Genomic DNA, 26,381 nt, shown 5'->3' on the forward strand with positions numbered 1-26,381 from the left:
CGCCCGCGCCCTCGGTCGCCCCCGGCGTCTGCAGCGGCGTCGCGCCCGCCGACGTCGACGGGGTCGGCGTCCCCGTCCCGTCGGCGAACGCCGCCGTCGCGCCCAGCCCGGTCAGCCCGAGCGCTCCGGCCGCGATGCAGACAGCGATCGCGCGGACCCTGGGTCGGCGCGGCCCGAAGCCCGAGCCCTTCGTCGTGGTGGTCTCGCTCATGGTTCTCTCCTCGTGCCGGCCCGATGCCGATCCCGTTCGGGAGCGGTTGCGGCCGGTTCCAGTTCAGATTCAGAGCCGAATCTGAAGCGGCGCTTAAGAACAGTGCCTCCCCAGCCGATGCCTGGCCCGCGTCGATCCGCCGCCCCTACGGTCGGAGCATGCTCCCTCCCGCCCGGATCCTGCTCGTCGAGGACGACGACGCCATCCGCACCTCCGTCGAGACCGCCCTGCGCAGCGAGCGCTTCACGGTGCGCGGACTCGCGACCGGCGAGGACCTCGCCCACGAGCTCCTCGCCTTCTCCCCCGATCTCGTGATCCTCGACTGGATGCTCCCCGGCCCGAGCGGCATCGTGCTGGCCGAGCGCGTGCGCCGGGCGAGCGACGCGGCCGTCATCATGCTCACCGCGCGCGACGCCGTCGACGACCGCCTCCGCGGGTTCGACGAAGGAGTCGACGACTACGTGGTCAAGCCGTTCGTGCTCGCCGAGCTCGTCGCGCGGGTGACGGCCGTGCTGCGCCGGCGCGGGCGGGTCCCGTCGATCATCGAGATCGGCGATCTCGTCGTCGACCCCGACTCCGGCCGGGCCCAGCGCGACGGCGCTCAGCTCGACCTGACCGCCACCGAGTTCCGGCTGCTCGCGTTCCTCGCCGGCAGCCGCGGGCGCACGCTCAGCAAGACGCAGATCCTCACGCAGGTCTGGGGCTACGACCACGTCGACCCCAACCTCGTCGAGGTGCACCTCAGCTCCCTCCGCAAGAAGATGGAGGCGCACGGCGAGCGCCTGATCCACACCGTCCGCGGTCTCGGCTACCGGGTCGAGGCGTGAGCGCGACGCCGCTGCGCACCGGCTCGCTGCGCCTCCGGACGGTCGTCGCCGTCGTCGCGCTGCTGGCCGTGCTGCTGCTCGCGCTCTCGGTGACGGTGCAGGCCGTCCTCGGCGACCGCCTCCGCGCCCAGATCGAGGAGCGGCTGCAGGACCGCGCCTCCGCCGCCGCCGCTCTCGTCGGCACGATCGACGACGACGAGCTCGCGTCGCGGCTGTCGGCGCAGGGCGTCGCGGTGCGGATCACGAGCCCCGAGGGCGAGGCCGTCGTCGCCGGCCCGAGCCCGGAGCAGCTGCGCGCCGGCCCAGGGGCGGCCGATCAGCTGGCCGAGCCTCCTGCGGGACCGCCCGCCGCGGCGCCGACTCCCGCACCCCGCGCCGCCGCCGACGCCACCGTGACCGTCGCGTCGAGCTCCGTCTCGGGCGACGACCAGCTGATCACGCTCGAGTCGACCCTCAGCGACGGCACCGAGCTGACCCTGACCAGCGACGCGAGCTCGGTCGGCTCCACTCTCGCGTCGCTCAACGCGATCCTGCTCGTCTCCTCCGCCGCGTTCCTCCTGCTCGCCGCGATCGCCCTGACCGTGGTCGTGCGCGCGACTCTGCGCCCCCTCGAGCGGATGACCGCCGTCGCCCGCTCGATCGCGCACGGTGATCGCGGGCGCCGCCTCCGCCCCTCGCGCCCCGGCACCGAGCTCGGGCGGACCGCCGCCGCCTTCGACGAGATGCTCGACGACCTCGAGCAGGCCGAGCGCACCGCGGTCGCGGCCGAGAGACGGATGCGCGCCTTCGTCTCGGACGCGGCGCACGAGCTGCGCACGCCGGTCGCCGGCATCCAGGCCGCGGCCGACGCGCTGGCCAGGGCCGACGGCTCGGAGGCCGACCGCGAGCGGCTCTCGGTGCACGTGGTGCGGGAGTCGCTGCGCGCGGGCCGCCTGATCCAGGACATGCTGCTGATGGCCCGCCTCGACGAAGGGCTGGCCGTCGAGCCGCGGCCGCTCGACGTGGTGCCCGTGGCGGAGGCGGCGATCGAGCGGCAGCAGCTGCACTCGTCCGGCCTCGCACTGGCTCTGCACCCGTCGGCGCAGGCGCCCCTCGCGCTCGCGGACCCGGACCGGCTCGGGCAGATCCTCGGCAACCTGCTCGAGAACGCTGCCCGCTTCGCCCGCTCGCGCGTCGACGTCACGCTCTCGTCGACTCCCGGCACTGTCGTGCTCACCGTCGACGACGACGGCCCCGGAGTCGCGGAGGCCGACCGCGAGCGCGTCTTCGACCGCCTGGTCCGCCTCGACGACGCGCGCAACCGCGCCGACGGAGGCTCGGGGCTGGGCCTGCCGATCGCCCGCGGCCTCGCCCGCGCCCTCGGCGGCGACCTCGTCTGCGTCGAGGGCCCGGCCGGCGCGCGCTTCCGCGTGACGCTCCCCGCGGCCTGATCGCGCCCGCGACCGAGCGACGAAGGCCCGGCCCACGCGACCACCCGGCGACCGTGGACAACGCCAGGAGGACCGGTGACATCGCGACCGCGTCCGCGTTGGACAGTTCTCGCCCGGACTGCCGTCTCGAAGCGGCAGAAACCGCCGAACTGATCCGAGGACGGCCCCGGCATTCGGCACTTCTCGCCTCCATCGGATACGAGAAGCGGCAGAACCCGTCGAACAGGCGCGCCGCACGCCCAGGAGCGTCGAGAACCTGAGTACCGCCACCGAGGCGATGCGGATCGCCCGTCCCGATCGGGCCGGGTCACCCTGCGGCGTCACCCCCACCCGGTCCGAGGCGGAACCGTCACCCGAGTCCCGAGACACCGCAGCGGATGCCTCGGCCAGAACCGGTTCCCTCGGCCGAGGTCTCCCCCACCTAGGCTCGCCGCATGGCAGCCCGCATCTCGCACACGACCATCGACAGCCGCGACGCTCTGGCGCAGTCCGTCTTCTGGAGCGCCGTTCTCGGCTTCGCGGAGGACCCCGAGGATCCCGACGTGCCCGGGGACGACGAGTGCATGATCTTCTCGAGCGACAGCACTCAGCGACTGCTGTTCATCGAGGTCCCCGAGACGAAGCAGCTCAAGAACCGGCTGCACCTCGACCTCGAGCCCGACGAGGGCAGCACCCGCGACGAGGAGCTCGCCCGCCTCCTGCACCTCGGAGCCCGGCAGGTCGATGACCTCCGCCGCCCCGACGGCACGGGCTGGGTCGTCCTGGCCGATCCCGAGGGCGACGAGTTCTGCATCCTCCGCAGCCGGGCCGAGCGGAGCGCGTAGCCACCCGCCCCTCCGCCCCGTCGTCGCGAGGGAACCGGCTCTCGGCCGGCACGCGGTGTCTCGGCCGGAAGAGGTTCCCCCGGTGAGCCCCTGCACAGCAAACCGGCGATTCCGCAAGCACGTGTCCAGGTGGCATCCGCGCGCCACGATGACGACATGGACACGCTCGACGCCGCCTCGACCCGCACGCTCGTGCGCCACGGGTTCGGCATCGACCTCTCCGAGCTCGCGCCCGTGACCGGCGGGCTCGACCCGCGCGCCCGCGTCTGGTGCGCGACCGACGACTCCGGAGCCGTCTGGAGCGTCAAGGCCACCCGGCGCGACGGGCGCTTCGGGCTCGCGCTCGCCGCCGCGCTCGGCGACGCGGGCGCCCCCGGGGTCGCCGCACCGCGGCGCGCCGTCGACGGGCGCCCGTGGAGCGAGGCCGACGGCCTGCTCGTCTCGCTCGCCCCGTGGATCCCCGGCGAGGACGCGGTCGACGCCGAGGCCGACGCGCTGTCGTGGGAGGAGTTCGGCGGCGTGCTCCGCTCGATCCACGACGCCGAGCCTCCCGCGGGCGCCACACCGATCCGGAGGGGCATCCGCCGCGAGCACCGCCCGCCCGCCGAGCTGATCGCCGAGGTCGACGAGCGCCCCGCCGGCCGGTCCCCGTTCTGGCGCGAGCACCGCGAGCGCCTCCTCGCCCTCGCGAGCGCCGAGCGCCGCCTCAAGCGCGACCGCACCGCCACCTCCCGCGTCCCCGTGCACGGCGACCCGCACCCCGGCAACATCGTGATCGACGAGGCCCGCCGCCCCTGGCTCATCGACTTCGACGAGTCGACCGTCGCTCCCCGCGAGGTCGACCTCCTCCTGGTCGAGCTCGGCGTGATCGTCTCCCGGCCGATCACCGACGCCCAGCGCCGCGCTTTCCGCTCCGGCTACGGCGAGGCCCTCATCGACGACGAGCGGATCGCGCGCTTCGGCTGCGTGCGCGCCGTCGAGGACGTGACGGCCGCGTTCCTCGCACCCGCGGGACCGCACGATCTCGCCGGCCAGCTCGGTCCCCACGGACTCGTCTCGCTCGTCGAGACCGCACTCGAACGACTGCCGGGCGCCTGACCGGCACTCGCGAACCACAGCAGACGACCACCACAGCACTCCCCATCACAGCACTCCCCCACCACAGCAGAGGATCCATCATGCGCAGACGACTACTCCCCCTCGCCGCTCTTCTCACGGCACCCCTCGTCCTCACCGGCTGCAGCGGCTTCGGCGGCGGCGGCGGCGATTCCGCGGACGGCGGCGACTCGATCACCTTCACCACCTGGGCCAGCGAGTCGGAGCAGGCCGCGTTCGAGTCGCTCATCACCGACTTCGAGGCCGCGAACGACGGCGCGAGCGTCGAGCTCAACGTCGTCCCCTACGACCAGATGTTCAGCAACATCGACGCGCAGCTGAGCTCGGGCGAGGCGCCCGACGTGTTCCGCGTCGACTACGGCAACCTCGGCGTCTACTCGAGCCAGGAGCAGCTGCTCGACGTCACCGACCAGATCCCCGAGTTCGACTCGTTCACCCCGGCGTTCCAGGAGGCCGTGTCCTACGACGGCGTGCCCTACGGCGTCCCGCACCAGACCGACGTCTCGGCGCTGCTGGTCAACACCGCGCTGCTCGAGGCCGCCGGTGTCACCGACATCCCGACCGCGGCCGCCGACGCCTGGACCTGGGAGGAGTTCGCCGACGTCTCGACGAAGCTGCGCGCCTCCCTTCCCGCCGAGCAGTACCCGTTCGCCGCGAACTGGCAGCTGGGCGGCACGACCCGCTGGCTGAGCTGGCTGTTCGAGGCCGACGGTGCGCTGCTGGAGGAGGACGGCACGACTCCCGCGATCGACTCCGAGGCGGGAGCGAAGGCCGTCGACTTCACCAAGAGCTTCTTCGAGAACGGCTGGGTCCCGCCGACCAGCTCCGTCAAGTCGCCGGCCTACGCCGACTCCCTCTTCACCGAGCAGACCACCGCGATGGCGTTCGTCGGCTCGTTCCTCGTGCCCGACGTCGACAACCTGGCCGACTTCGAGTGGACCGCCACCCCGATGCCCGTCGATGAGCGCGGCGCGACCGACCTCGGCGGCAACGCCCTCGTCGCCACCGCCGACACCGACAACCCCGAGCTCGCCACCGCGTTCCTCTCCTTCATGACGGAGGCGGACAACATGGCCGCGTTCTGCGCCGCCACGAACGAGCTGCCCACCCGCACCGACATCGACCCCGCCTCGATCGACTTCGCGGTGCGCCCCGACGTGATGCCCGTGTTCGCCGAGCAGGCGACCACCATCACCCCGAGCGACGTCGAGCAGCTCACCTCGCCGTTCCTCGCCGAGATCGCGGTCGGGATGCAGGACCAGCTCGAGGAGGCGTTCGTCAACGGACGCAGCACCGAGGAGACGCTGTCCGGCCTGACCGACGCCATCACGCAGGCCACGGGCGAATGACGGCCGTCCCGCTCCGGCAGGCCGCCGCCGCCACGAACGCCCCGCGTCGCCGACGGCCCGCCCGCACCAGGGAGGCGCTCGCCGGCCTCGGCTTCGTCGGGCCCAACCTGCTGCTGATGGCGCTGTTCCTGTTCGTGCCGATCCTGTGGGCGATCCAGCTGTCGTTCCAGGAGTTGCGCGGCTTCGGCGACCCGGAGTGGGTCGGCTTCGCGAACTACCTGCGGATGGGCGCCGATCCCGTCTTCTGGCAGAGCCTCGCCAACACGCTGGTCTTCACGGCCGTGACCGTGCCGCTCGAGCTCCTCGGCGGGCTCGGCCTCGCCGTGCTGCTCAACTCGGTGCTGCCGGCCCGCGGGATCTTCCGCACGATCATCGTGCTGCCGCTGGTGATCTCGGGAGTCGCCTCCGGGATGATCGCGGTCACGATCTTCAGCGAGTCCTCGGGCATCGTCAACAAGGTGCTGTCCTCGATCGGGCTCTCGCCGGTCTCGTGGCAGTCCGACGGCACGGCCGCGATGGTGTCGGTGATGCTCACCGCGGTCTGGCTGCGCATCGGCTTCAACATGGTGATCTACATCGCCGGCCTGCAGAGCGTGTCTCCCGAGCTGTACGAGGCGGCGCGGATCGACGGGGCGACGCGGTGGCAGCAGTTCCGCGCCCTGACGGTGCCGCTCGTCGGCCCGTCGACGTTCTTCCTGCTGATCATGAACGTCATCGCGTCGTTCCAGGTCTTCGACATCGTCTTCGTGATGACCGGAGGCGGGCCCGGCTTCTCGACCTCCGTGCTCGGCACCTACGCCTACCGCAACGGCTTCCAGGTGCGCGAGCAGGGCTACGGCGCCGCGCTCGGAGTCGTCATCCTCCTCATCTCCCTCGCCTTCACCTACCTGCAGTGGCGCACGAGTCGCACCCGCGACCTCGTCGAATAGGAGCCGCGACCATGACCTCCTCCACCATCCCCTCCCCCGCGATCGCCGCCGCCGTCGTCCAGGCGTCCCCCCGCCGGGACCGCGGCCGCCGCGACGGCTCGCGTCTCGGGCTCGTCCTGCGCATCGTCGTCGCCGTGGTCGCCTCCGCGATCGTCTTCTTCCCGCTCTACTGGATGCTCGTCATCGCGTTCTCGCCCCGCGGCGAGGTCTTCTCGCCGGGGCCCCCGCGCTTCTGGCCGAGCGAGATCTCGCTCGAGAACTTCGCGACGGTGTTCGCGCGCTTCCCGGTCGAGGAGTGGTTCCTCAACTCCGTCGTCATCGGTCTGTTCGTGACGGCCTTCACCGTGGTGCTCAATCTGCTGGCCGGCTGGGGCTTCGCGCGGCTGCGCTTCCCGGGGCGCAACCTGCTGTTCCTCCTGGCGCTGGCCACGATGATGATCCCGGTGCAGGCGATCATGGTCGCCCAGTTCAAGCTCGTCACCGGGCTCGAGATCTACGGCACCTACTGGTCGGTGATCCTGCCCGGAGCGGCGGCCGCGTTCGGCATCTTCCTCGCCCGGCAGTTCTTCCTGTCGATCCCGGAGGAGCTCATCGAGGCCGCGCGCATCGACGGCGCCGGGCACCTGCGCGTCTTCGTGCAGATCGTGCTGCCGCTCAGCCGCCCGCTGATCGCGGTGCTGATCCTGCTGACGCTGCTCGGCAGCTGGAACGACTTCGCCTGGCCGCTGATCGCCCTGAAGGACAACGAGCTGTTCACGCTGCCGATCGGGCTGCTCTACCTCAAGGGCCAGTCGACTCCGGACTACTCGTCGAGCATGGCGCTCGCGCTGGTCTCGGTGCTGCCGATGGTGCTGCTGTTCCTCGCCTTCCAGCGCTACTTCGTCCAGGGCTTCGCCCGCAGCGGTATCCGCTGACGCGGCTCACCTGCTCGAGGGAACCCCGAACCGCCGAGACCGCCCGCTGTGCGTGGCGGTCTCGACGGTCCGGGGTTCCCTCGGTGCAGCGGAGCCGGGGCCGAGGTCGCGATCTATCCTGGAGGCTCCCGATCCTGGAGGCGCCGTGAACGTCCGCGAGCTCCTCACCCACCCCGAGCTGCAGCTCACCCTCGTCAGCGGCGACGACGTGCAGCTCGCCCGCGCCGTCTCGGGCACGTACACGATCGACCTGCCCGATCCAGGGCGCTTCCTCTCGCCCGGCGACGTCGTGCTGACCAGCGCGCTCTGGACCTCGGGCCGCGAGAGCGTCGAGCGCTTCGTCGGCGGTGTCGCCGACCGGGGCGTCGTGGCGATCGTGGTCGGGCTGATCGCGGTCGGCTCGCTGCCCGTGGGCATGATCGAGGTCTGCCGGCGGCACGGCGTCGCGCTGATGACGGTCGCGCCGGACGTGTCGTTCAAGACCATCGCGCAGACGGTCGCCGGAGTCGTCGCGCAGGCCGACCTGCCCACCCTCGGCCGCGACGCCCGCTTCGCGCGGCGGCTGCTCGAGGATCTGGCGTCGGGCGAGGGCGTGCACGTGGCGCTCCGCGCCTTCTTCGAGGAGTTCGCCCACGGCAGCTGGGTCGTCGATCACGCGGCGACGCTGGTCGCCTCCGCCGGCGGCATGCCCACCGCGGCCGACTACGGCGCGGCCTGGGAGGCGTCGCTCGCCTCCGCCGACGACCGCTGGCAGGTCACGGAGCAGGGCCGGTCGCTCTCGCGCCGCGCGCTGTTCTCCTCCGCCGGCGAGCGGCTGGGAGTGCTGGTCGTGACGGGTGATCAGCGCGGCTGGTCGGAGGAGACGGCCGACGCCGTCGAGCTGCTCGCGAGCGCGGTCGGCGGGCGGCTCGAACTCGCGCGGCGGCAGGAGGCGGAGGCGGGCGGTCCGCTGCTCGAGCTGCTCCGCGCCGTCGAGCACGACGAGCTGCCCGAAGCCGAGATCGCGGTGCGGCTGCGGATGCTCGGCGCCCGCCTCGGTGCGCCGCTCCGGGTGGTGACGGCGCGCTCCGACGACCCGGCGCTGCCTCCTGAGGCGCTGACGCGACTGCTGCGCGACGCCGCCGAGCGCGAGCACGGGCTGGCCCTCGGAGCCGTGCTCGACGCCGGAGCGGTGCTCGTGCTCGGCGACCCCGACGACGAGTCGCGGTCGTCGGGCGCGACGCTGCGGGCGGCCGTCGAGTCCGCGCCGTGGCTGCTGCGCGGGCGGCGCGTGGCGATCGGAGTCGGGGACGCGTCGCGCAGTGCGGCTCAGCTCGGCCGATCGCTGCTCGGAGCGCGCGAGCGGATGGCGGCGGCGACCGGAGACGCCGTCTCGGTGCTCGAGCACACCGTCCCCGTCTCGAGCGACGCGCTGCTCGAGCTCGTGGCTCCGCGCACCCGGGCGGCCTTCGCGCGCGAGGTGCTCGGCGAGCTCGTCCACTACGACGACGAGCACCGCACCGACCTCGTCGAGACGCTCCGGGTGTTCCTCGACGGCAACGGCTCCTGGCGCCAGGCCGCCGACCGGCTGCACCTGCACGCGAGCACTCTGCGCTACCGGGTGCAGCGGATCGAGGCGCTCACCGGTCGCGACCTCGCCTCGATGGCCGACCGCGTCGACCTGCACCTGGCGCTGCGGTACCTCTGAGGCCAGCCGCACAACTAAGGCTGAGTCGCGTCCCCGGCGGACGAATCCGAGGAATCCGGATTTCGGCCTTAGTTGTGCAGGCCTTTCGCGCTGACGACATGGATCACCGATACGCCCGCTGCGCGGGCTGCGGGCTCGATCAGCGAGGAGCGGCGGCAGCGACGTATGCGTCGATCCGCGCGAGCAGCGCCTCCTGGGCGTCGGCGTCGGCCCACGAGCCGAGCACGGAGTTGCGCGCCAGCTGCACCAGCTCCTCGCGCGTGAAGCCCGCGGCCTCCAGCGCCGCGTAGTTGTCGGCGATGTAGCCGCCGAAGTAGGCGGGGTCGTCGGAGTTGACCGTCACCCGCACCCCGCGCTCGAGGAGCGCGCGCATCTCGCCGGCCTTCATGTCGCTCGAGACGAAGGAGTTGGACAGCGGGCAGCAGGTCAGCGCGAGTCCGCGCTCGACCAGCACCTGCACGAGCTCGGGAGCCTCGACGATGTTCGTGCCGTGGTCGATCCGGTCCACGCCGATCTCCTCGAGCACCTGGCGGATGTGCTCGATCCCGTTCGGCTGGTCGACGTCGCAGTGCATCGTCAGGCGCAGCCCCGCCTCCCGCGCCCGCGCGAAGACCGGGGCGAACTTCGCCGGCGGGTTGCCGCGCTCGTCCGAGTCGAGGCCCACGCCGATCAGGCGGTCGGCGTACGGCAGCGCCGCCTCGAGCGTCTCGCGAGCGCTCTCGGCCGACATGTCACGGAGGAAGCAGAGGATCAGCGAGGCGTCCACGCCGAGCGCCACCGCATCGACCGCGGCCCGGTGGTAGCCGCCGATCACGGCGTCGAGCGGCACTCCGCGCGAAGTGTGCGCCTGCGGGTCGAAGAACGCCTCGACGCGCACCACGCCGTCGGCCGCCGCGCGCCGGAAGTACGCCGTGGCGAGGTCGTAGAAGTCCGCCTCCTCGCGCAGCACGTCCATCGCCGGGTAGTACACCGCGAGGAACGAGGCGAGCGAGTCGAAGTCGTAGGCGAGCGCCTCCGGCACGGGGAGTCCGTTGCGCTCGGCGAGCGACGCGCGCAGCTCGGGCTCGAGGGTCCCCTCGAGGTGCACGTGGAGTTCGACCTTGGGCAGTCCGACGAGGAAGGAGGACACGGGAGCGCCTTTCGGAGGGGTGTCAGTGGCCGGTCGCGATGAAGTCCATCGCGACGAGGGGTCCCGGCAGGGCGGCGCCGAGCACGGTGCGGGCGGGGGGATCGACGGGGAACCGCTCGGCGTACGCCGCGGAGGCGTCGGCGAAGTCGCGCCCGAAGTCGCTCAGGATCATCGTGATGCGCACCACGTCGCCGAGCCCGAGCGCGAACTCGTCGGCGAGCAACCGCTCGATGTTGTCGAGGGCCGCCGTCGTCTGCGCGCCGACCCCCTCCGGGAGCGTGCCGTCGAGCGGCGAGAACGGCCCGATCGCCGAGCCGTAGACGACGCCGTGCGCCTGGACCGCGTGGCTGTAAGCGCCCCGGGGAGCGCCGAGCGCCTCCGCCGTCACGAATCGACGGACCTCCGAGACGGTCATCGGGGCGGCATTCCGCCCGATACGAGGCGACCGCGCGAGACGACCGCGACGATGTTCTCGGCCCGCAGGTCGTCGATGCTCTCCCAGGGCCGTCCGCGCAGCACCACGAAGTCGGCGCCGAAGCCCTCGGCGAGCCGTCCGACGCGGTTGCCGAGGCCGACGACCGCCGCGGCGTCCGACGTGGCGGCGACGAGGGCGCGCTCCGAGGTCCAGCCGAACGCGTCGCGCATCCGGCGCACCTCGTCGAGCTGCTCGCCCCAGTCGACGTAGACGCCGTTCGCGTCGGTGCCGAGCACGAAGCGCACCCCGGCCTCGCCCGCGGCGAGGAACCCGGCGTCGCGGGTGGCGACCACGTCCTGCGCCTTGAGCGACGCCTCCGGGGACGACGGCGCACGGCCCGCGGCGATCACGTCGTTGATGAAGAGGGTCGGCGCGACCGGCAGGTTCCGCTCGACGAGCGTCGCCCAGTGCTGCGGGCCGATGGCCGTGCCGTGCTCGATCGAGTCGACGCCGAGCGCGAGCGCCCGGTCGAGACCGGCGACGGAGTGGGTGTGCGCGGCGACGGGCATCCCCAGCGCGTGCGCCTCGTCGATCGTCGCGGCGATCTCGGCGTCGGTCTGGTTGCGCCAGCCGACCCGATCGCCCATCGAGAGCACGCCTCCGCTCGTGTAGATCTTGATGCCGTCGGCGCCCGCGCGGGCCCAGGTGCGCACCAGGCGCCGGCACTCGTCGGGGCTGTCGGCGACGCGGTCGCGGTGCGGGTAGTGCGGCGGCACGAAGAGGTCGCCGTGGCCCGCGGTCATGCCGACCGCGCCGTGGTTCACGAGCCGGGGCCCGTCGGCGATGCCCTGCTCGAACATCCGCGCCACGGTCATCTGCAGCTCGTCGGCCCCGAGGTCGCGGAGGGTCGTGACACCCGCGCGGGCGGCCTTGCGCGCGTTGTTCGCGATGTGGAAGACCCGCTCCTCCCGCGGCGTGACCAGCGGCCAGGAGGCGAAGTCGGCCGTCCCCTCGCCCGAGTAGGCGCCGAGGTGCACGTGCGTGTCGACCAGGCCGGGGATGATCGAGAAGGGCGAGTCCCCCGACGCCTCCGAGACTGAGGCGATGTGATCGCCGTCCCACGCCAGCGTGGCGGTGCCGAGGGATCGCTCCCCGTCCCAGATGGTTCCGGTGATGCTGCTCGTTCCGGTGATGCTGTCGCTCATGCCCATCCTCAGTTCTGGCCGCCGAAGCGGACGGCCGCCAGTCTCTCGCCGATCGCCACGACCGCGTAGGCCACGACTCCCAGCGCCGTGATCACCGCGAGCGACGCCCACAGCTCGTCGTAGCGGAATCCGGCCGACGCGCGCTGCACGGCGCCGCCGAGTCCCTTGCCCGTCGCCAGCCACTCGGCCAGCATCGCGCCGCTCAGTGCGGAGGGGACGGCCACCTTGGCCGCCGCGAAGATCGCGGGCACCGCCGTCGGCAGCGCCACCTTGAGCAGTACGTCCAGCGGCGAGCCGCCGTAGACCGTGACGAGCTCGAACGACTCGCGCGAGAGCGAGCGGAGGCCGAACACCACCGTCACCAGCGCGGGGAAGAACACCGCGACGGCTCCGACCACGGCGACCGCCGCGATACCGTTGCCGATCGCCAGGGTGATCAGCGGAGTCACCACGATCAGCGGCATCGACTTGAGCAGCATCGCGATCGGCATGACGGTCGCCTCGAGCGAGCGGATCAGCACGAACAGCACCGCGATCGCGAGGGCAACGAGCATGCCCGCGGCGTAGCCGACGAGGGCGTCGAGGGCGGTCACGCCGAGGTTGCCGAAGACGATCGCCCGGTTCTCGGCGGCGTCGGCCTCGGTGAAGAGGTAGACGGCGACGTCGGTCGGGGTCTTGCCGAGCAGCGGAGACACGTCGGCGATCGCGAGGAAGGCGTACCAGAACGCGAGTGACAGCACGACGGCGACGGCCAGCGGCACGAGCTCGGCGCGGACGATGCGGAGGGCGAGGCGCCCGGTGAGGTCGCGCGGGCGGCGCGCGGGGCGGGTGGCCGGGCGGCCGGCGGCGGCGCTCATACGACTCCTCCCGTCCGGCGAAGGACCGCGCGCCGGGTCGCCCGCGGCGTGCCCGTCACCCGCGGCATCACCCAGCGGCCGAGCGCCGCGATCAGCGCGTAGCCGAGGATCGTGACGACCCCGCTGGTCACCGCGAAGGCCCAGGCGCGCTCGACGTCCATCTGGCGCTGCGCGACCGCGAGGGCGACTCCGAGTCCGGTGGTGACTCCGCCGAGGTACTCGCCGAGCACCGCGCCGAGGATCGCCGCCGGCACGCCGACCTGCAGGGCCGTGATCGTCGCGGGCACGGCCGCGATGGCCTGAACCTTGACGATCTGCGCCCAGCGTCCGCCGCGGTAGGCGGCGACCAGGTCGAGCGCCGTGCGGGGCGCCGAGCGCACGCCGAGCAGCGCGCCGATCAGGGTGGTGAAGAAGACGAGCAGCGCCGCGAGGAAGATCGAGGTCGTGCGGCCGCCGAAGATCACGAGGATCACCGGTCCGACGGCGGTCAGCGGGAGGCAGTGGCTGATCACGCCGATCTGCTCGATCACCCGGTGGGTCCACGGCACGAGCAGCGCGACGGTGGCCAGGGCGAGCGCCGCCAGGTTGCCCCAGAAGTAGCCCTGCCCGGCGGCGAGCACGGTGTCGCCGACGTTGCGGAGGTAGAAGGAGGGCCCGTCGCGGACGAACGCGGCGACGATCGCGCCCGGGCTCGGCACGGCGCGGCTCTCGCGGTAGACGGTGTCGGCGAGGATCCACCACACCGCGACGAAGGCCGCGAGGCCGGCGAGCACCCGCCAGTTCGCGCGGATCCAGACCGTCACGCGTCGTCCTCCATCGCGACACCGTGCTGCGAGAAGAGCAGGTCGGTGATGCGGTCCTCGATCGCGTGGAACTCGGGGCTGCGCAGCATCTCGACCGTGCGGGGCCGCGGCAGGTTGATCTCGATCACCTCGACGATGCGCCCCGGGCGGGGCGACATCACGGCGACGGTGTCCGAGAGGAGGATCGCCTCGGCGATCCCGTGCGTCACCATCAGCGTGGTCGCGGGTCGTGCGGTCCAGATCCGCTGCAGCTCGAGGTTGAGCCGCTGACGCGTCATGTCGTCGAGCGCGCCGAACGGCTCGTCGAGCAGCAGCAGGTCGGGCTGCACCACGAGGGCGCGGGCGATGGAGGCGCGCTGGCGCATGCCTCCCGAGAGCTGCGACGGGTAGGCGTCCTCGAAGCCGCTCAGCCCGACGAGGTCGAGCAGATCGGGGATGCTGTCGCGCTTGCTCGCCTGGCGGGTGAGCTCGAGCGGAAGTCGCACGTTCGAGCGCACCGAGCGCCAGGGCAGCAGAGCCGAGTCCTGGAAAGCGATGCCCAGCTCGGCGGAGCGCTTCGTGCCGACGACCGGGGTGCCGTGGATCGAGACGGAGCCGGTGGTCGGCTTCTCGAGCCCCGCCAGCATCCGCAGGATCGTCGACTTGCCGCAGCCGGAGGGGCCGAGCAGCGACAGGAACGACCCGCGCGGGGTGACGAGGTCGACCTCGGCGAGCGCCTGCACCGAGCGCGATCCCAGATCGAAGCGCTTGCTCAGCCCGCTCAGGCGGATGCCCTCGGTGGCGTTCTCGATGGTGCTCAACTGCTCGTCCTCTCCGCGCGGGTCAGGTTCTCGGGCGTGCTCGGGGCTCAGCCCTCGAGCAGCTCCGGGTGCTCCTCGTAGACCTCGTCGATCAGCGTCGTGTCGAAGAGGTCGTCGGCGTCGAGCTCGATGCCGGTCAGCGCGAGCGACTCGACCGACTGCTCCTGCAGCTCCGGCGTGATCGTGAGCAGGCCGTTCTCGTCGGTGTCGGGGGTGACGATGAGCCCGGTCTGGGTCGTCATGACCTGCGCCTGCTCCTCGACCTTGTAGTTCTGGTCGGCCGCGTAGTCGGCGACGACGGTCTCGGCGGTGGCCTCGGGGTCGGCGACGGCGTCCTTCCAGCCGCGGGCGACCGCGTACAGCAGCGCCTTGACCTTCTCGCGCTCGTCGTCGATGCTCTCCTGCGCCACGACGATGGTCTCGCCGACCATCGGCAGGCCGGTGTCGGCGAGCAGGAACTGCTGCGCCGAGAAGCCGCGCTGGTTGAGCGTGTTGGCGCCCGAGGTCGCGTAGCCGATGTAGCCGTCGACCTGGCCGGTGGTGAGCAGCGTGGAGTCGGTGAGCGGCACGCGGTCGATCTCGGACTCGTCGATGTCGTTCGCGGCGAGGAACGCGCGCCAGACCAGGTCGTTGCTGTCGCTGACTCCGATGGTCTTGCCGACCATGTCCTGCGGAGTCTCGATCGGGGCGTCGGTGAGCGAGACGATCGCGAAGGGGTTCTTCTGGTAGGTCGCGCCGACGATCTTCATCTCGGCGCCCTCCGAGATCGCGGGGCCGGTGATCAGCGGCGACGAGACGCCGGCGAAGGCCGATCCGCTCGCGATGGCGGTCTCGGCGCCGGTCGCGCCGGTGCCTCCGGGGGTCAGGGTGACGGAGTCGAAGCCCGCGTCGGCGAAGTAGCCGTTCGCGTCGGCGAGGTACTCGCCCGCGAACTCGACGTGGGGCACCCACGAGAGCTGCATCGTGGCCTCGCCGAACGAACCGTCCTCGCTGGAGGCGGCCGCGTCGGATCCGCTCGAGCAGGCGGTGAGTGCGGTGGTGGTCGCGAGGGCGACGGCGAGCGCGCCGAGCAGCGCGCGGCGGCGGCGGGCGGGAGTGGTCTGGGGCATGCGGGCTCCGATGCGAGGGAGGGACGAGGAGGAGTGGGGCGGGCCGGGGGAGGCTCCACCAGTCGACCAGAGCGGGGCTCCCCGGCGCCTCGTCGCACGGAGGATCTGTGCGCCGGGGTGCCGCGTCCTCCTCGATGCACGGACAAACCGTGTTGCGGTCAGGTTTCCAGCCTCGCATCCCGCGTTTCCCCTGCACGCATCGTGGATGCCGGACCGCCTCGCCTGACTATCAGCTCAACGATCCGTGCACCGCTTCTGCTGGAGCCGGCGGCGGCGCTCGTCGCCTTCCCTGCTGGTCGAGTAGCCGCGCAGTGGCGTATCGAGACCCACCGACTTCAGTGGATCAAGCAACCGACCCGATCTTCCGGCGGTGGTGGATCTCGATACGCCCGCTGCGCGGGCTGCGGGCTCTATCAGCATGCTGAGACGCATCGCCCCCCCTCCGACGACGCGGCGGCTCAGCCGGCCGCGACGGGCGCCGAGTGCAGCAGCCCCTCGAGCCGGGCGTAGCTCGTCTCCATCCCGTCGGTCATGCCGGTCGCGAGGACCGCGTCGCGCTGAGCGGCATCGGCGTAGGTGATGACCAGGGTCAGCAGCGTGCCGTCGGCCGTCGGCGTCAGGGTCATCTCGTTGAGCGTCGCGGGGAAGTCCGTCCCGATCATCGCCTCGGTGGTGACCGTCCTGAACGGCTCCTCCGACTCGAGGAGCTCGCCCGTGAAGCCGAACCGCTCGTCGCCGCCGTCGCGCTGCCACTCGTAGCGGTAGCTCCCGCCGACCTCGTTCGCGATCTCGCAGACGGGCATCGACCAGCCGTCGGGGCCGAGCAGCCATCGCTTCATCAGTTCGGGATCGTTGTGCGCACGCCAGACCTGCTCGATGCTCCCGCGGACGACCCGCGAGACCCGCACCTGCGTGTCGTTGAGGATCTGCGCCGAGGTGGCTCGGTCCGCGGCGAAGGAGGCCAGATCGGCGAGGACCTCGTCGATCTGGGCCATCGCCTCGCGGGTGCCCTCCTCCATTCCCATCGCGACGAGCTGCTCGAGCTGGTCGAGAGAGTCGAAGGTCGAGGTCGTCGTGAGCCGGGTGCCCTCTGCCGTCTCGTCGAAAGCGAAGACGGCGCGCGTGGCGGGCAGGTCGGCACTCGGTGCACCCGTCTCATCGGCGAACCGGTCGATCACCTCGAACGAGCGCATCGGCTCGACGGCGGTCCAGTCCCAGCAGCCGTAGTGCCGATCGCCGTCGGGGCCGGTCATCAGGTAGACGCTGCGGCCGCCGACCTCGGCGTCGTGGCGGAGGAAGGTGGCCGGGTAGGTCGGCGGACCCCAGAAGCGCTCGATCTGCCGAGGGTCGGTGTAGGCGTCCCAGACGCGCTGAACGGGAGCGGCGAAGTCGGCGACGATCGTGAGCGTCAGCCGGTCGAGATCCTTCTCGACGGAGGTGATGGGCATGGGGTGCCTTTCGGTGGAGTCGGTCAGACAGGGTTCTTCGAGGAGCCGGCGTCGGGCTCGGGTTCCGCGAGCATCGCGTCGAGTCGATCGATGCGCCCGCGCCAGATCTCCTCGAACCCGTCGAGCAGACGCTGGGCCGCGCGGAGGCGCTCGGGGTTGCCGCGCACGAGGCGCTCGCGGCCGAGCGGTCGCTTGGTCACGAGCATCGCCTCCTCGAGCACGGCGACGTGCTTCTGCACCGCCGCGAACGACATGTCGTAGCGGTCGGCGAGCTGCGAGACGGACACCTCTTCCCGGAGGGTCCGCCGGACGATGTCGCGCCGGGTCGCGTCGGCCAGCGCCCGGAACATCCGGTTGACGTCGGCGTCGGAGAGCTTATGTACAACCATGTGATTGCACGTTACGCCCGAAGGGGCGACACCGCAAGAGCGCGCAGCGGTCACACCGTCGGCGTCAGCTCCTGCAGCCCGGTCACGCGCAGCAGATCGAGCCGCGCCTCATCGGCCGACCCCGGCACCACCGTGTAGACCACGATCCGCAGATCGCCGCCGGTCACCGAGAGCACATCGCAGTCGACGGTGATCGGCCCGACGGGCGTGTCCGTGACCGTCTTGCGACTCGCGCGGTGCTCGGCGACGTGCGCCTGCGACCAGCGCGCGACGAAGTCGGCCGAGGCCGCCCGCAACCGCACGACGAGGTGGTCGAGCGCGGCGTCGTCGGGGTAGCGGCCCACAGCGGCGCGCAGGTCGGCGACGAGGTCGGCCGCGAACTCCTCCGCGTGCCGATCGTCGAAGTCGGTGCCCTCGTGCCCCTGCGTGAAGTGGCGCCAGACGAGGTTGCGGTCGAGCCCGGTGAAGCGCGAGGGATCGCCGTTGATCGCGGCCCAGAGCGGGTTCCACAGCAGGATGTCGTGGGCCGCGGTGAACACGGCGAGCGGCACGTCCCCCAGGCGGTCGACGATGCGCTGCACCCCGGCCGTGATGTGCTGCGGCACCTGCGCGCGGGTCGGCGGGGCGACTCCTGCGACGCGGAAGAGGTGGTCGCGCTCCTCCTCCGTCAGCCGGAGCGCGACGGCCAGGGCGCCCAGCAGCTGCCCGGAGGGGTTCACCGCGCGGCCCTGCTCGAGCCGCACGATGTAGTCGACGCTCACGCCGGCGAGGGCGGCGAGCTCCTCGCGCCGGAGACCGGAGGTGCGCCGCCCGGCCCCCGCGGGAAGCCCGACCTCTGCGGGGCGGACGCGCTCGCGCCACGACCTCAGCACGCTCGCGAATTCGCTCATGCGCCCATGCTCCTCCCTCTCCGCCGGTCGGTCCTGGTATCAGCAGTCCCCCCGTCAGGCGATACCTGGGGCGGATGCCGCAGCAGGCACAGCATGGAGTCATGACAACGACACTGATCACCGGGGCCAACAAGAGCCTCGGACTCGAGACCGCCCGCCGCCTCCTCGAGGCCGGCCACACCGTCTACGCCGGGATGCGCGACACCGCGAAGGGCGAGGAGGCCCGGGCGCTCGGCGCCCACGTCGTCCAGCTCGACGTCCTCGATGCGGCGAGCGTCGACGCCGCGATCGCCTCGCTCCCCTCCCTCGACGTGCTCGTCAACAACGCCGGCGTCCTCGGCACCTCCTTCGGCGTCGACGACCTGACGGCGGAGGCGATGGCGAGCGTCCTCGACACCAACGTCACCGGCATCGTCCGGGTGACCCAGGCCGCACTGCCCCTGCTGCGCCGCTCGGACGCGCCCGTGATCGTGAACGTCGCCTCCGGGGTCGGCTGGCCTCGTGCGCTCTCCACCCCGAGTGCCGACGAGTTCCCCGTGCAGACCGTGCCCTACGCCGCGTCGAAGGCCGCGGTCATCGCCCTGACGGTGCAGTACGCCAAGAACCTGCCCGGCTTCCGAGTCAACGTGAGCGATCCCGGCTACACCGCGACAGACTTCAACGGCCACGGCGGGTACCAGACCGTCACGGAGGGGACCGACGCCACGGTCGCGCTCGCGCTCGTCGGCTCCGACGGCCCGACCGGCGAGTTCCACTCCCGGCACGGCCGCATCGACTACTGACGCGCGCGAGGGAACCCCGGACCACCTGTTCACATCGCACTCGGAGATTCGGTAGAACAAGAACATGGGATTCTCCGAGGACGCCGAAGCTCGCGCCGCGCAGCAACGCGCAGAGGCCGCACAACGACAGTCGGAGTCGGAGCGCCTCAGGTCCTCTGTGGCCGAAGCTGCGGCGGGCTTCGCCCGAGTTGCTCTCGCACATGGATTGAGTTCGATTCCGATCTTCACGTGTATCGGCAGGAAGAAGTCATGGGGCTCCACGCGGGACGTGTGGGGGCGGACAGCTTCCGGTTGGGCGATAACCAACATGCAGAGCCACAATCGCCGGACTATCGCCATCTCCGTCGACGGCGGTACCTGCCCGAGCGTCCTCGCTGCGAGTTATGGCGGTCACGGATACCAAGGCAGAGGGTCGGACCATACCAGCAACATTCTGAGCCAATACGAGTACCGATCATTCCGGGAGATACCGCGAGATCAACCATTGATCGTTTGCGAAAGACTTGACCCTGCATCGAGTTCCGAACTCGATCGATCAGACGTCAATCTTCTCCGAGAATTCGCCGCGTCCATCATCAATGGACATCGGCCCGACTACATCCCCTGGGGCGAGCGGAAGATGTTCTAGGCCGTACACCCCTTCAGAGCTGCGAAGGATGCACGGAGCTGGTCGACACCCGACTCGATTGGTTGCAGGAGGCAACAAAACGGAGGCTTAGGCGGCAGAATGGTGAGATGACGCAACGGAGCAACTGGGCGGGCACCTACGAGTACCGCGCCGCCGACATCATCGAGCCCGAGTCGATCGAGGAGGTGCAGCGCCTCGTCCGCGACAACGACCGGGTCCGCGCGCTCGGCACCCGCCACTCCTTCAACGCGCTCCCCGACACCCCGGGCGCCCTGCTGCACCTGGGCCGCCTCGCCTTCGAGCCGGTGATCGACGCCGACGCGAGCACCATCACCGTCCCGGGTGCCACCCGCTACGGCATCGTCGCCTCGCACCTGCACGCCAACGGCTACGCCCTGCACAACATGGGCTCGCTCCCCCACATCTCGGTCGCGGGAGCGATCTCGACCGGCACCCACGGGTCCGGCGACCGCAACGCGAACCTCTCCTCCGCCGTCTCGGCTCTCGAGCTGGTCACCTCCGACGGCTCGCTCCGCACCATCCGGCGCGGCGAGCCCGGCTTCGAGGGCGTGGTCGTCGGGCTCGGCGCCTTCGGCATCGTCACCCGCGTCACCCTCGACATCCAGCCCACCTTCGACGTCCGCCAGGACGCCTTCGTCGACCTGCCCTGGGACCGCGTGCTCGACGACTTCGACGCGATCACCTCCTCCGCCTACAGCGTCAGCCTCATGACGCACTGGTCGAGCCCGACCGTCGAGCAGCTCTGGCTCAAGACCAAGGTCGAGAACGGCTCCGTGGCGGATGTCGACGCGACGCACCTCGGCGCGGTCGCCGCCTCCGCCAGCCTCTTCGCCGTCTCGGAGGGCGTCGACTCGAACCTCAACCCGTTCGGCGGCTCCGTCGGGCCGTGGTCGGAGCGCCTCCCCCACTTCCGGCTCGATCGCGAGCCGAGCGCGGGCGACGAGATCCAGAGCGAGTACATGGTGCCGCGCGAGAACATCCGCGAGGCGATCGTGGCCCTCCGCGCGATCGACGAGCGGATCGACGAGGTGCTGCTCATCACCGAGCTGCGCACCATGGCGGGCGACGACCAGTGGCTCTCGCCCGCGTCGGGTCGCGACAGCGTCGGCATCCACTTCACCTTCGCGAAGGACCGCGCCGGAGTCGACGCCGTGCTCCCCGCCGTCGAGGGCGCCCTGCTGCCGCTCGGCGCCCGGCCGCACTGGGGCAAGCACTTCCTCGCCGGCGCCTCCGAGATCGCGCCGCTCTACCCGCACCTCGCCGACTGGCGCGCGCTGCGCTCCGAGTGGGACCCGGCCGGGAAGTTCGCGAGCGACTTCGTCCAGGAGCGCCTCCTGGGCTGACGCGCGCGGTCAACGGGGTGACCTGCGCATCGCCGCGCCGTAGCGTCGAGGGGACGAGAGGGAGGCACCCCATGCCGCGGAACGAGCAGATCCCGTCCACCATCGAGCGCTCCGACGAGCATGCGCAGGCCCTGTGGTCGGCCGCGCACGACTCGGCCGTCGAGAGCTACGGAGACGGCGAGCGCGCGCACCGCACCGCCTTCGCTGCGCTGAAGCACGAGTACGAGAAGGTCGGCGACCACTGGGAGCGCAAGGCCGAGAAGGGCCCGTCCGACGACCGCGCCGCCCGGAGCGGACCCGACGGCGACGGCGAGACGGCGGGCGGAGTCGACGCGAACGCCACCAAGGCGCACCTGCTCGACCTCGCCAAGCGCCTCGACATCCGCGGCCGCTCCCGCATGACCAAGCCCGAGCTCGTCGACGCCCTCCAGCGCGAGAACACGAAGCGCACCCGCGCGGCCCGCTGACGCCGACTCGACGCGGACGCGGAAGCCGACGCGGACTCCCCCTCGCTGATCGAGTAGCCCGCGCAGCGGGCGTATCGAGATCCACCAGCGTCAGAAGTCCGGATCGACGGGCTCATCCGCTGACGCCGGTGGGTCTCGATACGCCCCTGCGGGACTACTCGACCAGCATGCTGTGGCTGCTGCAGCCTCCCCCTCACCGCACCGCGTCGCGGACGGCCGCCATGCCGAGCTCGAGCTCGGCGAACGTCGTCGACAGCGGCGACAGCCCGATCCGGATGCCGTCCGGCCTGCGGAAGTCGGGGATGATCCCCTCGGCCTGCAGCCGCGGCACGAGCGCCGCGAACGACTCGTGCGCGATCGTCACGTGCGAGCCCCGCTCGCCCGGCGCGCGCGGAGTCGCCACCCGCACCCCGAGCGGCACCAGCCACTCGTCGGCCAGCTCGAGCGCGTACGCCGTCATCGCCTCCGACTTCGCGCGGACCGCCGGCATGCCGACCTCTCCGATCAGCGCGATCATGTCCTGCATCGCGACCATCGCCGTGATCGGCGGCGTCCCGCTGAGGAACCGGCGCATGCCGGCGGCGGGCGTGTAGCCCGGCCCCATCTCGAACATGTCGGCGACACCCATCCAGCCCTGGATCGGCTGCGCCAGCGAGCCCTGGTGCCGCGACGCGACGTACGCCCAGGCCGGCGCCCCCGGCCCGCCGTTGAGGTACTTGTAGGAGCAGCCGACCGCGAGGTCCGCCTCCCACGCGTCGAGGTGCATCGGCACCGAGCCGACCGAGTGGGAGGCGTCCCACAGCACGAGCGCGCCCGCGGCGTGCGCCTGCGCGGTGATCGCCGCGGCGTCGGCCAGGAACCCCGAGCGGTAGGCGACGTGGCTCAGCAGCACGAGGGCGGTGCGCTCCCCGAGCGCCGGCGCGAGATCCTCCGTCGACACCCCGCGCTCCGGGTCGGAGGTGATCCAGCGGAGGGTGCTCCCGGTCTCGGCCGCGATGCCCTCGAGCACGTAGCGGTCGGTCGGGAAGTTGTCGGTGTCGACGACGATCTCGTCGCGACCCTCCTGCGCCTGCCGTGCGACGGCCGCACGCGCCAGCTTGTAGAGGAGCACGGTGGTCGAGTCGGCGACCACCGTCTGCCCCGCGGCCGCACCGAGCGCCGCCGCACCGAGCGCGTCGCCGACCTCGAGCGGACGGTCGAGCCACGACTCCGCCCAGCCGCGGATGAGCCGCCCGCCCCACTCCTCCTCGGCGAACCGGGCGAGCCGCTCGACGCTCGCCCGCAGCGGCCGCCCGAGCGAGTTGCCGTCGAGGTACGAGCGCACCTCGGGCGTGCGGACGAAGAGCTCGGGGTACGGCGCGAGCGGATCCTGGGCGTCGAGCGGATGCATGCCCTCAGCGTAGGGACACCCGCCGACACCCGCTCCGACCCCTCCCTCCACTCTCCAGAAGTTGCGGTAGTCGCGCTCGACTACCGCAACTTCTGAGGAATCGACGCTCTCCGCGCCCGGCCGCCGCCCCCAACCTGAGAAGTCAACGAGCAGACGCCGATCCACCGCCCACCTACGCTCGCCGGAGGACGACCGCCCCCGACCCCGGAGCCGCCCCGTGACCCAGCAGACCCCCCGCCCCCAGCCCCGCCGCGAGCCCGCCGCATGAGGGTCACCGACACCAGCGACCTGTGGTGGCGCTCCGCCGTCTTCTACAACCTCGACGTCGAGACCTTCATGGACTGGAACGACGACGGCGTCGGCGACCTCGAGGGCCTCGCCCACCGCATCGACTACCTCGCCGAGCTCGGCGTCAGCTGCCTCTGGCTCGCCCCGTTCTACCCGTCGCCCGGCCGCGACAACGGCTACGACATCAGCGACTTCTTCGGCGTCGACCGCCGGTACGGCCACCACGGAGACGTCGTGGAGGTCCTCCGCACCGCGCACGACCGCGGGATGCGCGTCATCGTCGACCTCGTCGTCAACCACACCAGCGACCAGCACCCGTGGTTCCAGGCGGCGCGCTCCTCCCCGGACAGCCCCTACCGCGACTACTACCTCTGGCGCGACGAGCCGCCCGCCGACCAGCCCGCCAACGTGTTCCCGGACGCCGAGGACGGCGTCTGGTTCTTCGACGAGCAGGCCGGTCAGTACTACCTGCACAACTTCTACCGCCACCAGCCCGACCTCAACACCGACAACCCCGCCGTACGCGACGAGATCGCCAAGCTGGTCGGCTTCTGGCTCCAGCTCGGGGTCGACGGCTTCCGCGTCGATGCGGTCCCCTTCCTGATCACCCCCGGCGCACCCGACGAGCACGAGTGGCTGCGACTGCTGCGCCGCTTCGTCTCGCGCCGCTCGGGCGAGGCGATGATGCTCGGCGAGGTCAACCTCGGCCGCGACGAGCAGCTCGCCTTCTTCGGCGGCGCCGACGCCGACGAGCTGTCGATCCAGTTCGACTTCATCGGCAACCAGCGCCTCTACCTGGCGCTCGCCCGGGGCGAGGCCGCGCCGCTCGTCGAGGCCCTCGCGAGCCGCCCCGCGATCTCGACCGGCAGCCAGTGGGCCAACTTCGTGCGCAACCACGACGAGCTCACCCTCGACCAGCTGTCGGAGCCGGAGCGCGACGAGGTCTTCGCAGCCTTCGCTCCGGAGGAGTCGCAGCGGATCCACGGGCGGGGCATCGTCCGCCGCCTCCCCCCGATGCTCGACGGCGATCCGCGCCGCATCCGGATGATCTACAGCCTCCTGTTCTCGCTGCCCGGCGTGCCCGTCCTCTACTACGGCGAGGAGATCGGGATGGGCGAGAACCCGTCCCTGCCGGGCCGCGGCGCGGTGCGCAGTCCGATGCAGTGGAGCGCGGCGGCCAACGGCGGCTTCTCGCGGGCCGACGCCGACGACCTGGTCGCCGCCGTCACCGAGGGCGGCTTCGGTCCTGAGCACGTGAACGCGGCGGACCAGCTGCGCGACTCCGTTTCGCTGCTCGCGCACGTGAAGGGCCTCGCCTGGCTCTACCGCCGCTCCCCCGAGATCGGCTGGGGCGACTTCGTCCAGCTGCCCGCCGACGACCCGGCCGTCTTCGCGCACCAGGTGTCGGCGTCGACGGGGACCACGGTGGCGGTGCACAACCTCGCGTCGAGCCCCTGCTCGGCGACGCTGCGGCTGCCGGACGCGCCCGCCGGCGCCCGCCTCGTCGACTCCCTCTCCGGCGACTCGACGCCCGTCGGCCCCGACGCGTCCGTCACCCTGCCGCTCGACGCCTACGGCGCCCGCTGGTTCCGCCTCGCATCGGAGTCGTCCCGCCGCCTGGTCTGACGCCCGCCCGAGACCCCGGAGTCGCCCTCGAGCTCGAGTCACCCGCCCACTCTCCGAAGGTTGCGGTAGTCGCGCCCGACTACCGCAACTTTCGCTGAATCGAGGGCAGCGCCCGGCCAGCAGCCCCGGCGTTCCCTGAGAGGGCACGAGGCGTTCTCACGGCGGACGTCCCTACTCTGTCCCGGTGGACTTAGACACCCTCCTCAACATCGGCCTCGTCGTGCTGTTCGTCCTCATCGGAGGCGTCTTCGCCGGCACCGAGATGGCCATCGTCAGCCTCCGCGAGAGCCAGGTCCGTGCGATCGAGGCCGACAGCGAGCGCGGCCGCCGCATCGCCGAGCTTGTCCGCAACCCCAACACCTTCCTCTCGGCGGTGCAGATCGGCGTCACCCTCGCCGGCCTCTTCTCGTCGGCGTACGGCGCCTCGACGATCGCGCCCGACCTCGTGCCCCCGCTGCAGTCGCTCGGCCTCTCGGCCGGCGCCGCCTCGACAGTCGCGCTCATCGCGATGACGCTCGTCATCGCCTACCTGTCGCTCGTGCTCGGCGAGCTCGTGCCCAAGCGCCTGGCCATGCAGAAGTCGGTCGCCTTCACCAAGATCCTCGCCCCGCCGCTCAACGGGCTGGCCCGCCTCATGCGCCCGGTCATCTGGCTGCTGTCGGTGTCGACCGACGCCGTGGTGCGCCTCCTCGGGGCCGACCCGCGCGAGAAGGGCGAGAGCGTCTCGGCCGACGAGGTGCGCGACATGATCTCGAGCAACACCGAGATCCACGAGGACAGCCGACGCCTCCTCACCGACATCTTCCGCGCCGACGACCGCCGCGTCGCCGAGGTGATGCGGCCGCGTCACGACGTCGACTTCCTCCGCGGCGAGCTGCCCGTGGCGGAGGGGTACCGCGCCGTCCTCGGGGCCCCGCACTCGCGCTACCCGGTCGTCGGCGAGAGCTTCGACGACGTCCTCGGATTCGTCCACGTCCGCGATCTGATGGCCGCGTACCCGGAGGAGTCTCCCCGTACCGTCGCCGACATCACCCGCCCGATGCTCGCCGTCCCCGGCACCACGAAGGTGCTGTCGGCGCTGCGCACCATGCGCCAGGACGGCCACCAGATCGCCGTCGTCATCGACGAGTACGGCGGGACCGACGGCATCATCACGCTCGAGGACCTGCTCGAGGAGCTCGTCGGCGAGATCTACGACGAGTACGACGGCGCCCGCCAGGAGGGCGACGCGAAGGCAGCCGAGAACCTCCTCGAGATCGACGGCGGCATGATCCTCGAGGATCTCGAGGAGCTCCTGCACGTCGAACTTCCCGAGGGCCCGTACGAGACGGTCGGCGGCTACATCCTCGACCGCATCGGCCGCGTCGCGGTGGTGGGCGACTCGCTGGTCGTCGGCGACCACCTGCTCCGCATCGCCGAGACCGACCGCTACCGGATCTCGCGGATCACGCTCGTGCCGCAGCCCGCGTCGTCCGCCGCGGAGGAGTCCGAACCGGCCTCCTGA

Annotated in this window: 25 protein-coding genes; 13 read left to right on the forward strand and 12 right to left on the reverse strand. The window is 71.8% G+C overall.

Going from position 1 to position 26,381, the window contains the following annotated elements; genetic code table 11:
• Nucleotides 1–211, reverse strand: a 211-nt coding sequence (locus GRS92_RS14495; RefSeq protein ID WP_204162407.1) for a hypothetical protein, incomplete at its 3' end; no start/stop codon positions are given.
• Nucleotides 212–369: 158 nt separating this feature from the next.
• Between GRS92_RS14495 and GRS92_RS14500 the strand changes: the two genes are divergently transcribed.
• The 8 genes from GRS92_RS14500 to GRS92_RS14535 all read left to right on the forward strand — a co-directional run bounded on the left by GRS92_RS14500 (nt 370) and on the right by GRS92_RS14535 (nt 9,287).
• Nucleotides 370–1,038: a response regulator transcription factor gene (locus GRS92_RS14500; protein ID WP_159857634.1), complete on the forward strand. Its 669-nt coding sequence runs from the start codon at nt 370–372 to the stop codon at nt 1,036–1,038.
• Nucleotides 1,035–2,468, forward strand: coding sequence for a HAMP domain-containing sensor histidine kinase (locus GRS92_RS14505; protein WP_159857636.1), 1,434 nt, complete (start codon nt 1,035–1,037; stop codon nt 2,466–2,468). Before GRS92_RS14500 ends, GRS92_RS14505 begins: the two co-directional genes overlap by 4 nt.
• Nucleotides 2,469–2,902: 434 nt before the next feature.
• Nucleotides 2,903–3,292 (forward strand): VOC family protein, encoded by a 390-nt coding sequence (locus GRS92_RS14510; protein ID WP_159857638.1) that lies wholly within the window; start codon nt 2,903–2,905, stop codon nt 3,290–3,292.
• 156 nt (nt 3,293–3,448) lie between these two features.
• Nucleotides 3,449–4,390 (forward strand): phosphotransferase enzyme family protein, encoded by a 942-nt coding sequence (locus tag GRS92_RS14515; protein ID WP_159857640.1) that lies wholly within the window; start codon nt 3,449–3,451, stop codon nt 4,388–4,390.
• An 80-nt stretch (nt 4,391–4,470) separates the two neighbouring features.
• Nucleotides 4,471–5,757, forward strand: a complete 1,287-nt coding sequence (locus GRS92_RS14520) for an ABC transporter substrate-binding protein (protein ID WP_159857642.1) — start codon at nt 4,471–4,473, stop codon at nt 5,755–5,757.
• Nucleotides 5,754–6,686: a carbohydrate ABC transporter permease gene (locus tag GRS92_RS14525; protein ID WP_159857644.1), complete on the forward strand. Its 933-nt coding sequence runs from the start codon at nt 5,754–5,756 to the stop codon at nt 6,684–6,686. The genes GRS92_RS14520 and GRS92_RS14525 overlap by 4 nt, the downstream gene beginning before the upstream one ends.
• An 11-nt stretch (nt 6,687–6,697) precedes the next feature.
• The gene (locus GRS92_RS14530) at nt 6,698–7,600 is read left to right on the forward strand and encodes a carbohydrate ABC transporter permease (RefSeq protein WP_159857646.1); all 903 of its coding nucleotides are present in this window, start codon (nt 6,698–6,700) and stop codon (nt 7,598–7,600) included.
• 145 nt (nt 7,601–7,745) lie between these two features.
• Nucleotides 7,746–9,287, forward strand: coding sequence for a PucR family transcriptional regulator (locus GRS92_RS14535; protein WP_159857648.1), 1,542 nt, complete (start codon nt 7,746–7,748; stop codon nt 9,285–9,287).
• A 139-nt stretch (nt 9,288–9,426) separates the two neighbouring features.
• Here GRS92_RS14535 and add read toward each other — a convergent pair whose 3' ends face one another.
• From add to GRS92_RS14585, 10 genes are all read right to left on the reverse strand, one after another.
• Nucleotides 9,427–10,416 (reverse strand): adenosine deaminase, encoded by a 990-nt coding sequence (gene add / locus GRS92_RS14540; RefSeq protein WP_159857650.1) that lies wholly within the window; start codon nt 10,414–10,416, stop codon nt 9,427–9,429.
• Nucleotides 10,417–10,438: 22 nt separating this feature from the next.
• Complete coding sequence (locus GRS92_RS14545; RefSeq protein WP_159857652.1) at nt 10,439–10,831, reverse strand: RidA family protein; 393 nt, start codon at nt 10,829–10,831, stop codon at nt 10,439–10,441.
• Nucleotides 10,828–12,036, reverse strand: coding sequence for an amidohydrolase family protein (locus GRS92_RS14550; RefSeq protein WP_159857654.1), 1,209 nt, complete (start codon nt 12,034–12,036; stop codon nt 10,828–10,830). Before GRS92_RS14550 ends, GRS92_RS14545 begins: the two co-directional genes overlap by 4 nt.
• An 8-nt stretch (nt 12,037–12,044) precedes the next feature.
• Nucleotides 12,045–12,893: an ABC transporter permease gene (locus GRS92_RS14555; RefSeq protein WP_159857656.1), complete on the reverse strand. Its 849-nt coding sequence runs from the start codon at nt 12,891–12,893 to the stop codon at nt 12,045–12,047.
• Nucleotides 12,890–13,696, reverse strand: coding sequence for an ABC transporter permease (locus GRS92_RS14560; protein ID WP_204162408.1), 807 nt, complete (start codon nt 13,694–13,696; stop codon nt 12,890–12,892). The genes GRS92_RS14555 and GRS92_RS14560 overlap by 4 nt, the downstream gene beginning before the upstream one ends.
• Entirely contained in the window at nt 13,693–14,496 is an 804-nt protein-coding gene (locus GRS92_RS14565) for an ABC transporter ATP-binding protein (RefSeq protein ID WP_159857658.1), read from the reverse strand. The genes GRS92_RS14560 and GRS92_RS14565 overlap by 4 nt, the downstream gene beginning before the upstream one ends.
• Before the next feature lie 47 nt (nt 14,497–14,543).
• Nucleotides 14,544–15,605, reverse strand: a complete 1,062-nt coding sequence (locus tag GRS92_RS14570) for an ABC transporter substrate-binding protein (protein WP_159857660.1) — start codon at nt 15,603–15,605, stop codon at nt 14,544–14,546.
• Between the two features lie 458 nt (nt 15,606–16,063).
• The gene (locus GRS92_RS14575; RefSeq protein ID WP_159857662.1) at nt 16,064–17,053 is read right to left on the reverse strand and encodes an SRPBCC family protein; all 990 of its coding nucleotides are present in this window, start codon (nt 17,051–17,053) and stop codon (nt 16,064–16,066) included.
• Between the two features lie 23 nt (nt 17,054–17,076).
• Nucleotides 17,077–17,442, reverse strand: a complete 366-nt coding sequence (locus tag GRS92_RS14580) for an ArsR/SmtB family transcription factor (protein WP_159857664.1) — start codon at nt 17,440–17,442, stop codon at nt 17,077–17,079.
• A 50-nt stretch (nt 17,443–17,492) separates the two neighbouring features.
• On the reverse strand, nt 17,493–18,332 hold the full coding sequence (locus tag GRS92_RS14585) for a helix-turn-helix transcriptional regulator (protein ID WP_159857666.1): 840 nt from the start codon (nt 18,330–18,332) through the stop codon (nt 17,493–17,495).
• 101 nt (nt 18,333–18,433) lie between these two features.
• On the opposite strand from GRS92_RS14585, the gene GRS92_RS14590 reads away from it, so the two are divergent.
• The 3 genes from GRS92_RS14590 to GRS92_RS14600 all read left to right on the forward strand — a co-directional run bounded on the left by GRS92_RS14590 (nt 18,434) and on the right by GRS92_RS14600 (nt 21,573).
• On the forward strand, nt 18,434–19,114 hold the full coding sequence (locus GRS92_RS14590) for an SDR family NAD(P)-dependent oxidoreductase (RefSeq protein ID WP_159857668.1): 681 nt from the start codon (nt 18,434–18,436) through the stop codon (nt 19,112–19,114).
• A gap of 735 nt (nt 19,115–19,849) precedes the next feature.
• The gene (locus GRS92_RS14595; protein ID WP_159857670.1) at nt 19,850–21,106 is read left to right on the forward strand and encodes a D-arabinono-1,4-lactone oxidase; all 1,257 of its coding nucleotides are present in this window, start codon (nt 19,850–19,852) and stop codon (nt 21,104–21,106) included.
• A gap of 71 nt (nt 21,107–21,177) precedes the next feature.
• Nucleotides 21,178–21,573 carry a ChaB family protein gene (locus GRS92_RS14600; RefSeq protein ID WP_159857672.1) on the forward strand — a complete coding sequence of 132 codons (396 nt, stop codon included), beginning with the start codon at nt 21,178–21,180 and terminating at the stop codon, nt 21,571–21,573.
• Nucleotides 21,574–21,766: 193 nt separating this feature from the next.
• Here the strand turns inward: GRS92_RS14600 and GRS92_RS14605 are convergent, their stop codons facing one another.
• Complete coding sequence (locus GRS92_RS14605) at nt 21,767–22,963, reverse strand: kynureninase (protein WP_159857674.1); 1,197 nt, start codon at nt 22,961–22,963, stop codon at nt 21,767–21,769.
• A gap of 264 nt (nt 22,964–23,227) precedes the next feature.
• Here GRS92_RS14605 and GRS92_RS14610 point away from each other — a divergent pair, with 264 nt between their 5' ends.
• Entirely contained in the window at nt 23,228–24,877 is a 1,650-nt protein-coding gene (locus GRS92_RS14610) for an alpha-amylase family protein (protein WP_159857676.1), read from the forward strand.
• A 184-nt stretch (nt 24,878–25,061) separates the two neighbouring features.
• Complete coding sequence (locus GRS92_RS14615) at nt 25,062–26,381, forward strand: hemolysin family protein (RefSeq protein ID WP_159857688.1); 1,320 nt, start codon at nt 25,062–25,064, stop codon at nt 26,379–26,381.

This window comes from Rathayibacter sp. VKM Ac-2754 (assembly GCF_009807095.1).
Classification (GTDB): Bacteria; Actinomycetota; Actinomycetes; order Actinomycetales; family Microbacteriaceae; genus Rathayibacter.

Coding starts and splice junctions, on each gene's coding strand:
- GRS92_RS14510 (WP_159857638.1), top strand. CDS start 2,903: ATGGCAGCCCGCATCTCGCACACGACCATCGACAGCCGCGACGCTCTG.
- GRS92_RS14500 (WP_159857634.1), top strand. CDS start 370: ATGCTCCCTCCCGCCCGGATCCTGCTCGTCGAGGACGACGACGCCATC.
- GRS92_RS14585 (WP_159857666.1), bottom strand. CDS start 18,332: ATGAGCGAATTCGCGAGCGTGCTGAGGTCGTGGCGCGAGCGCGTCCGC.
- GRS92_RS14555 (WP_159857656.1), bottom strand. CDS start 12,893: ATGAGCGCCGCCGCCGGCCGCCCGGCCACCCGCCCCGCGCGCCGCCCG.
- GRS92_RS14515 (WP_159857640.1), top strand. CDS start 3,449: ATGGACACGCTCGACGCCGCCTCGACCCGCACGCTCGTGCGCCACGGG.
- GRS92_RS14605 (WP_159857674.1), bottom strand. CDS start 22,963: ATGCATCCGCTCGACGCCCAGGATCCGCTCGCGCCGTACCCCGAGCTC.
- GRS92_RS14610 (WP_159857676.1), top strand. CDS start 23,228: ATGAGGGTCACCGACACCAGCGACCTGTGGTGGCGCTCCGCCGTCTTC.
- GRS92_RS14600 (WP_159857672.1), top strand. CDS start 21,178: ATGCCGCGGAACGAGCAGATCCCGTCCACCATCGAGCGCTCCGACGAG.
- GRS92_RS14580 (WP_159857664.1), bottom strand. CDS start 17,442: ATGGTTGTACATAAGCTCTCCGACGCCGACGTCAACCGGATGTTCCGG.
- GRS92_RS14525 (WP_159857644.1), top strand. CDS start 5,754: ATGACGGCCGTCCCGCTCCGGCAGGCCGCCGCCGCCACGAACGCCCCG.
- GRS92_RS14570 (WP_159857660.1), bottom strand. CDS start 15,605: ATGCCCCAGACCACTCCCGCCCGCCGCCGCCGCGCGCTGCTCGGCGCG.
- GRS92_RS14530 (WP_159857646.1), top strand. CDS start 6,698: ATGACCTCCTCCACCATCCCCTCCCCCGCGATCGCCGCCGCCGTCGTC.
- GRS92_RS14575 (WP_159857662.1), bottom strand. CDS start 17,053: ATGCCCATCACCTCCGTCGAGAAGGATCTCGACCGGCTGACGCTCACG.
- GRS92_RS14595 (WP_159857670.1), top strand. CDS start 19,850: ATGACGCAACGGAGCAACTGGGCGGGCACCTACGAGTACCGCGCCGCC.
- GRS92_RS14520 (WP_159857642.1), top strand. CDS start 4,471: ATGCGCAGACGACTACTCCCCCTCGCCGCTCTTCTCACGGCACCCCTC.
- GRS92_RS14590 (WP_159857668.1), top strand. CDS start 18,434: ATGACAACGACACTGATCACCGGGGCCAACAAGAGCCTCGGACTCGAG.
- GRS92_RS14550 (WP_159857654.1), bottom strand. CDS start 12,036: ATGAGCGACAGCATCACCGGAACGAGCAGCATCACCGGAACCATCTGG.
- GRS92_RS14545 (WP_159857652.1), bottom strand. CDS start 10,831: ATGACCGTCTCGGAGGTCCGTCGATTCGTGACGGCGGAGGCGCTCGGC.